Origin of the sequence: Streptomyces gobitricini (assembly GCF_039532985.1) — a bacterium.
Lineage (GTDB): Bacteria > Actinomycetota > Actinomycetes > Streptomycetales > Streptomycetaceae > Streptomyces > Streptomyces gobitricini.
The window spans coordinates 1-820 of sequence record NZ_BAAASR010000054.1 but is presented as its reverse complement, the minus strand read 5'-3'; the positions used below and the strand labels follow the sequence as shown (position 1 = coordinate 820).

The following is an 820-nucleotide window of genomic DNA, read 5'->3' as shown; positions in this document are numbered from 1 at the left end:
GCCCAGGGAGGAGGGCAGGGAGACCTCCAGGCGCTTGCCGCCGACTTCGACGACGACGGTCTCGCGGCCGGGTTCGTCGTCGGTGTCGGTGTCGGTGGGGGCGGTGAAGGGCTTGATGTCGTTGACGAACTCGGTCTCGATCCAGCGGGTGTGGACACGGAACGGGTCGGCGGTGAACGCCGGGTCGGCCACGACCGCGCGGTGGAAGGGGATGGCGGTGGCCATGCCCTCCACGGTGAACTCCGCCAGCGCGCGGGCGGCCCGCTGGAGCGCCTGCTCACGGGTGGCGCCGGTGACGACCAGCTTGGCCAGCAGCGAGTCCCAGGCGGGGCCGATGACGCTGCCGGACTCCACGCCCGCGTCCAGCCGGACACCGGGGCCCGTGGGCGGGGCGAAGGTGGTGACGGTGCCGGGGGCGGGCAGGAAGTTACGGCCCGGGTCCTCGCCGTTGATACGGAACTCGAAGGAGTGACCGCGTACCGGCGGGTCGTCGTAGCCCAGTTCCTCACCGTCGGCGATCCGGAACATCTCCCGCACCAGGTCGATGCCGGTGACTTCCTCGGTGACGGGGTGTTCGACCTGCAGGCGGGTGTTGACCTCCAGGAAGGAGATCGTGCCGTCGAGGCCGACGAGGAACTCCACGGTCCCGGCGCCGACGTAGCCGGCCTCCTTCAGGATGGCCTTGGACGCGGCGTACAGCTGGGCGTTCTGCTCGGGGGTGAGGAACGGCGCGGGGGCTTCCTCGACCAGCTTCTGGTGACGGCGCTGCAGCGAGCAGTCGCGGGTGGAGACCACGACGACGTTACCGTGCCGGTCGGCC

The 820-nt window shown here is 71.0% G+C and carries 1 protein-coding gene; it reads right to left on the bottom strand.

What is annotated here, in order from left to right; all coding sequences use genetic code 11:
- Positions 1 to 820, bottom strand: an 820-nt coding sequence (locus tag ABD347_RS30560) for an ATP-binding protein (RefSeq protein ID WP_486388600.1), incomplete at both ends; no start/stop codon positions are given.